Here is a 6,025-nt window from a genome sequence, read left to right as displayed (position 1 = left end):
CTGGGGTCCGGTGGGTGGGTCGGGGCCGGGGGCCGGTACATCCGCCCGTCGCCGCCGGATCAGGCGTTGGGCAGGATGCGGGGGTCCGGTGACGCGAACGTAAGCGACGGGCATGTGATGTACCGGCCCCCGGCCCCTTCCGTGGTCTTTCGGGTGCGGCAGCAACACCATCCGGCTCCTACCGGCCGTTTGCGGGTGCGGGTGTGGGAGCGGCGGGGGCTGCTTCTTGTTCGTCCGGTTTCGGCTGTGGCTTTTTGCGGGACAGGGATACGCCTGTCAGGACTATCGCCATGCCTGCGATGACGCGTAGGCCGATCTGTTCGTCGAGGACCAGGGCGCCGAGGGCTACCGAGACCACGGGGAGGAGGTAGCCGACTGTGGCGGCGCTGGTGGGGCCCTCGTCGGCGATCATGCGGTAGTTGAGGTAGAAGGTGATGCCGGTGGCGAAGATGCCCAGGGCGGTGACGGCGAGTACGGCTGTGGCGTCGATGTTGCCGAGGGAGCCGCCGGTGGGGAGGGCCAGGGTGCTCCAGGCTGTGGCGGTGAGGAGTTGGGCCGCTGAGACGGCCAGGGGGGCGCCCTGGGTGGTGAGGTGGCGGGCCATGTACGCGAAGGCGATCGCGTAGCTCGCCGCGGCGGTCAGTAGGGCCAGAGCTCCCCAGCTGGCCAGGCCCGCCTGGTTCCAGGGGGCGAAGATCAGGAGTACGCCGGCAAAGCCCAGGACGAGGCCGGTCAGGCGCAGGGGGTGGAGGCCTCGGTCGGTGCCCAGGAGGAAGCCGATGAGGAGGGACCAGAGGGGGGTCGTCGCGTTCAGGACGCCTGCGATGCCGGAGTCGACCGTCTGCTCGCCGATGGCGAAGAGGGCGAAGGGGATGGCGTTGCAGAAGAGGGCTGCGATGACGAGGTGGCCCCAGATCTTGCGGGAGCGGGGGAGGTGCTGTTTCGCCCTGCGGGCCAGGAACAGGAGGACCGCCGTGCCCAGGGTGCAGCGCGTGACCGTGATGTGGGCGGGGGACAGGCCGTGGTTCAGGGCCAGCTTGATCCAGAGGAAGCCCGAGCCCCAGAGGAGGGCCAGGGCGGCCATGCGGAGTGGGGAGGCGAGGGAGCGGGAGCTTGGCATGGGTCCACGGTCCTGGAAGAAACCTTTGAGGACAAGTGAAGAGTGCTGTACGTACTGTTAAGCTAGGCTGCATGCTTGATGTGAGGCGTATGCAGGTTCTGTCGGCTGTGGTGGGGTGCGGGTCGGTCACTGCCGCTGCGGCCGATCTCGGGTACACGCCGTCCGCCGTCAGTCAGCAGATCGCCGCACTGGAGAAGCAGGCCGGGGTCGAACTGTTGGAGCGGGTCGGGCGTGGTGTGCGGCCGACCGCGGCGGGGCTGTTGCTGTCCGAGTACGCCGGTGTCATCGGGCGGCAGGTCGCCGAGGCGGAGACCGCGCTGGGAGATCTGCGTGCCGGGCGCACGGGGCGGCTTGCGGTGCGCTACTTCGCCACGGCGGGGGCTTCGCTGGTGGCTCCCGCCATCGCCCGGTTCCGGGCCGAACATCCCGGTGTGCAGGTCGAGTTGAAGCTCATCGATCCCGAGGATCCGCTGCCCGACGTGAAGGAGGGGCGGGCCGACCTGGCGCTCGTCGTGCGGCCGCCGCATGACTCCGGCGGACCCGAGGGCGTACAGCTGGTGCATCTGCTCGACGATCCGTACCGCGCCGTGCTGCCCAAGGGGCACCGGCTCGCCGGGAAGCGTTCACTCGAACTGGCCGACCTCGCCGAAGAGCCGTGGGTCGGGAGTGAGTGGCCGGGGTCCTGTCTTGACGCTCAGCTCGATGCCTGCGCCGCGGCAGGGTTCAGGCCCGGGTTCGTGGTCGAGAGCGAGGACTATGTGACCGCCCAGGGGTTCGTGGCGGCCGGGCTGGGGGTCAGCCTCATTCCGCGTCTCGGGCTCGGGGGACTCCATCCGGATGTCGTCATCCGCAAGGTGCGTTCTCCCGAGCCGCAGCGGGCGATCTACGTGGCCGTGCGGGAGACGGCCCCGCAGCAGCCGGCGTTGCGCGGACTGATCGATGCCTTGCGGGACGCGGCCCGCGCGAGTGAGCATCGGGAGTAGGGCGGCCGTTCGCGCTCGCGGCCGGGTGATCGCCGGGTTCCGTCAGGTCTTGGCCGGTAGCGGGTCCGGTACCCACCGCGGCAGCGCGTACGGCCGTGCCCCGTAGCAGACACGTGCCACCGTGAACCCGAAGGCCAGGCAGAGCATGCCGCCCACCGCGTCCAGCCAGAAGTGGTTGGCCGTGGCGACGATGACCACCAGGGTCGCCATCGGGTAAAGGAGTCCGAGGATGCGGGCCCAGGGGGCGGAGGCCAGGGCGAAGATGGTGAGGCCGCACCACAGGGACCAGCCGATGTGCATGGACGGCATCGCGGCGTACTGGTTGGACATGTGCTTCAGGTCGCCGGAGGCCATGGAGCCCCAGGTCTGGTGGACCACCACGGTGTCGACGAAGGTGCTGCCGTTCATCAGGCGGGGCGGTGCGAGCGGGTAGAAGTAGTAGCCGACCAGCGCCACCGCCGTGGTCGCGAAGAGGGCGAGGCGCGCTGCCGCGTAACGGCCGGGGTGGCTGCGATACAGCCACACCAGAACACCCAGCGTCACCACGAAGTGCAGTGTCGCGTAGTAGTAGTTCATGCCGATGATCAGCCATGTCACCGAGTTCACGGCGTGGTTGACGGATTCCTCGAAGGCGATGCCGAGGTGGTGCTCGGTGCGCCAGATCCAGTCGGCGTTGCGCAGCGCCTGTCCGCGCTGCTCCGGGACCGCGTTCCGGATCAGCGAATAGGTCCAGTAACTGACCGCGATGAGCAGGATCTCGAACCAGAGGCGGGGGCGACGCGGGGTCCGCAGCCGACGTAGAAAACGCCGCCCCGCTTCCTCCTCCGCGACGGGCCCCGAAGCACTCTGCTCCCGGCCTTCCAGTGTCGTCACGGTTGTCTCACCCATAGACGCAGAGTCTGCCAGAAAAGCCTTGCCTCACAGATCATCCCTTGGGCGGGTCCAGGTCGCATGTTCTACGGCGAGGGGACTCCGACGGGTGCCGTACGGGCTCCTCCTCAGGGAGGATTACGGACGATTCCGGTCCCCGGGGGCCGAAGCGGTCGAACCGCGCACCACCAGTTCCGGCATGAACACGAACTCGCTGTGCGGCGCGGGCGTCCCGCCGATCTCCTCCAGCAAGGTCCGTACCGCCGCCTGTCCCATGGCGGGCACCGGCTTGCGGACCGTCGTGAGCGGCGGGTCGGTGAAAGCTATGAGCGGGGAGTCGTCGAAGCCGACGACCGAGACGTCCTTCGGGACGTCCAGACCGCGCTGACGTGCCGCCCTGATCGCGCCGAGCGCCATCATGTCGCTGGCGCACACGACGGCCGTGCAGCCACGGTCCATGAGTGCGGAGGCCGCGGCCTGGCCGCCCTCCAGCGTGTACAGCGAGTGCTGGACCAGTCGCTCCTCGATGTCGGCCGGCGTCAGCCCCAACAGCTCCTGCATCGTGCGAATGAAGCCCTCGATCTTGCGCTGCACGGGCACGAACCGCTTGGGGCCCAGCGCGAGTCCGATGTGGGTGTGGCCGAGCGAGACGAGGTGGGTGACGGCCAGGGCCATCGCCGCGCGGTCGTCCGGGGAGATGAACGGCGCCTGGACCTTCGGCGAGAAACCGTCCACGAGGACGTACGGGACGCCCTGGGCACGCAGCTGGTCGTAGCGCTGCATGTCCGCCGAGGTGTCCGCGTGCAGGCCCGAGACGAAGATGATCCCGGCGACGCCGCGGTCCACCAGCATCTCCGTCAGCTCGTCCTCGGTGGAGCCGCCCGGGGTCTGGGTCGCGAGGACCGGCGTGTAGCCCTGCCGTGTCAGTGCCTGGCCGATGACCTGCGCAAGCGCGGGAAATATCGGATTCTCCAGCTCCGGCGTGATCAGGCCTACCAGGCCCTCGCTGCGCTGCCGCAGTCGTACGGGGCGCTCGTAGCCAAGGACGTCGAGTGCGGCCAGAACGGTCTGGCGGGTGGTCGCGGCGACGCCCGGCTTTCCGTTCAGGACGCGGCTGACAGTCGCCTCGCTGACGCCCGCCTGGGCTGCGATGTCGGCAAGCCGTGTGGTCACGGGAGTGGACTGTACCGGCCGGTTCTCGCCTTGCCCACCAACCAGACGCCGTGTGCGGGCGGTTGAACGGCCCGCTCCGGGCTGCTGCGTCATCGCGCTCCCTCGTGTAGTGGTCGGCTCGGCGTCCCGGGCTCGCGCCGCGGGAAGGGGTGGCTCCCCGTCCCGGGCGTGCGCCGCGGGAAAGGGGTGGCTCCTGCAAGGCGCTGACGGGGCGATGATCCTCGTACCCGGCAGGTGTGGCAAGAGCTTGCAGAGTCTTGCACAGGGGTCCCATGTCTGCTGAGCGCCCGTGTTCAGGGGCTTCCGAGTGGTCGGGCAGAGGTCACGGGCGGGTAACTCTCGGCAGTCCTTGCACTTTTTTGCTGCAAGGCCTTTCGCGGCGCTTACAACGCTGTTACGTTCACGTCGCCCGGCGGACGCAACGGCGCAGTCGGCAAGTCGGCAGGGGGAGCGGGCGGGACCGCTGCCTCACCCACTCGGGCTTTCACCCTCAAGGAGATCTCATGCGGCGTGGCATAGCGGCCACCGCTCTGATGGCTTCCCTCGCCCTCGCGGCGACGGCCTGCGGCGGCAGTGACAGCGGCAGCGACAAGTCGGAAGGACCCACCACCATCACCTGGTGGGACACCTCCAACGCCACCAATGAGGCACCGACGTACCAGGCCCTGGTCAAGGAATTCCAGACGGCCAACCCCGACGTCAAGGTCAAGTACGTCAACGTCCCCTTCGACCAGGCGCAGAACAAGTTCGACACCGCCGCCGGTGCCAGCGGCGCCCCGGACGTCCTGCGCTCCGAGGTCGGCTGGACCCCCGCCTTCGCGAAGAAGGGCTACTTCCTGCCGCTGGACGGCACCGAAGCCCTCGCGGACGAGAGCAAGTTCCAGCCCAGCCTGATCGAGCAGGCCAAGTACGACGGAAAGACGTACGGCGCACCGCTTGTCACCGACACGCTCGCCCTTGTCTACAACAAGGCGATCTTCGAGCAGGCCGGCGTCGCGGCACCCACGACGTGGGACGAGCTCAAGGCCGCCGCCGCCACGATCAAGAAGAAGACCGGCGTCGACGGCTACTGGGGCTCCACCCAGGCGTACTACGCCCAGTCCTTCCTCTACGGCGAGGGCACCGACACGGTCGACGCCGCCGCCAAGAAGATCACCGTCAACTCCGCCGCCGCGGTCAAGGGTTACGAGACCTGGGAAGGCCTCTTCGACGGCGACGGTCTGCACAAGGCCGACACCACCGTCGACGCGTACGCCCACATCCAGGAGGCGTTCGTCAGCGGCAAGGTCGCCTCGATCATCCAGGGACCCTGGGAGATCACGAACTTCTACAAGGGCTCGGCCTTCAAGGACAAGTCCAACCTCGGCATCGTCAGCGTCCCGGCCGGCGGAGCCGGCAAGTCGGGCGCCCCGACCGGCGGCCACAACCTCTCCGTCTACGCGGGCTCGGACAAGGCCCACCAGGAAGCGTCGCTGAAGTTCCTGAAGTTCATGACCTCGGCGAAGTCCCAGGAGACGATCGCCCTCAAGAACTCCACACTGCCGACCCGCGACGACGCCTACACCGCCGAGGTCAAGGCCGACCCGGGCATCGCCGGCTACCAGACGGTCCTCGCCGCCGCCCAGCCGCGCCCGGCGCTGCCCGAGTACAGCTCGCTGTGGGGCCCGCTCGACACCGAGCTGAACAAGGTCGCCGCCGGTAACGAATCGCTGGACAAGGGGCTGAGCAACGCGGAAACCGCGATCGCCAAGCTGGTCCCCGACTTCAGCAAGTGACCGTCGTGGCCGTCGGATCCGCCTGAGGATTGGGGGGACGGATCCGGCGGCCATCGGCCTGTGCCCAGCCCTTCACGTTGTGCCGCAGATCTTCCAGAAGGTGT

General features: G+C 68.7%; 5 protein-coding genes. 2 read left to right on the top strand and 3 right to left on the bottom strand.

Going from position 1 to position 6,025, the window contains the following annotated elements; genetic code table 11:
- Positions 1 to 178: 178 nt before the first annotated feature.
- Complete coding sequence (locus AB0N66_RS39255) at positions 179 to 1,084, bottom strand: DMT family transporter (protein ID WP_365444632.1); 906 nt, start codon at positions 1,082 to 1,084, stop codon at positions 179 to 181.
- A 107-nt stretch (positions 1,085 to 1,191) separates the two neighbouring features.
- Here AB0N66_RS39255 and AB0N66_RS39250 point away from each other — a divergent pair, with 107 nt between their 5' ends.
- Positions 1,192 to 2,103, top strand: coding sequence for a LysR family transcriptional regulator (locus AB0N66_RS39250; protein ID WP_365444617.1), 912 nt, complete (start codon positions 1,192 to 1,194; stop codon positions 2,101 to 2,103).
- Between the two features lie 42 nt (positions 2,104 to 2,145).
- On the opposite strand, the gene AB0N66_RS39245 is transcribed toward AB0N66_RS39250, so the two are convergent.
- On the bottom strand, positions 2,146 to 2,991 hold the full coding sequence (locus AB0N66_RS39245; protein WP_365444614.1) for a phosphatase PAP2 family protein: 846 nt from the start codon (positions 2,989 to 2,991) through the stop codon (positions 2,146 to 2,148).
- Positions 2,992 to 3,111: 120 nt separating this feature from the next.
- Complete coding sequence (locus AB0N66_RS39240) at positions 3,112 to 4,146, bottom strand: LacI family DNA-binding transcriptional regulator (RefSeq protein ID WP_365444611.1); 1,035 nt, start codon at positions 4,144 to 4,146, stop codon at positions 3,112 to 3,114.
- Between the two features lie 503 nt (positions 4,147 to 4,649).
- On the opposite strand from AB0N66_RS39240, the gene AB0N66_RS39235 reads away from it, so the two are divergent.
- Complete coding sequence (locus tag AB0N66_RS39235; RefSeq protein ID WP_365444608.1) at positions 4,650 to 5,921, top strand: extracellular solute-binding protein; 1,272 nt, start codon at positions 4,650 to 4,652, stop codon at positions 5,919 to 5,921.
- The last annotated feature ends 104 nt before the right edge of the window (positions 5,922 to 6,025 follow it).

The sequence above is a fragment of the Streptomyces sp. NPDC093544 genome, from assembly GCF_040683495.1.
In the GTDB taxonomy this organism is placed as follows: Bacteria; Actinomycetota; Actinomycetes; order Streptomycetales; family Streptomycetaceae; genus Streptomyces.
The sequence above is the reverse complement of the archived record's forward strand: the minus strand, read 5'-3'. Positions and strand labels throughout refer to the sequence as shown.

Excerpts from the sequence above, each read along its gene's own strand:
- AB0N66_RS39250 (WP_365444617.1), top strand. The coding sequence starts at position 1,192 with ATGCTTGATGTGAGGCGTATGCAGGTTCTGTCGGCTGTGGTGGGGTGC.
- AB0N66_RS39255 (WP_365444632.1), bottom strand. The coding sequence starts at position 1,084 with ATGGCCGCCCTGGCCCTCCTCTGGGGCTCGGGCTTCCTCTGGATCAAG.
- AB0N66_RS39235 (WP_365444608.1), top strand. The coding sequence starts at position 4,650 with ATGCGGCGTGGCATAGCGGCCACCGCTCTGATGGCTTCCCTCGCCCTC.
- AB0N66_RS39245 (WP_365444614.1), bottom strand. The coding sequence starts at position 2,991 with ATGGGTGAGACAACCGTGACGACACTGGAAGGCCGGGAGCAGAGTGCT.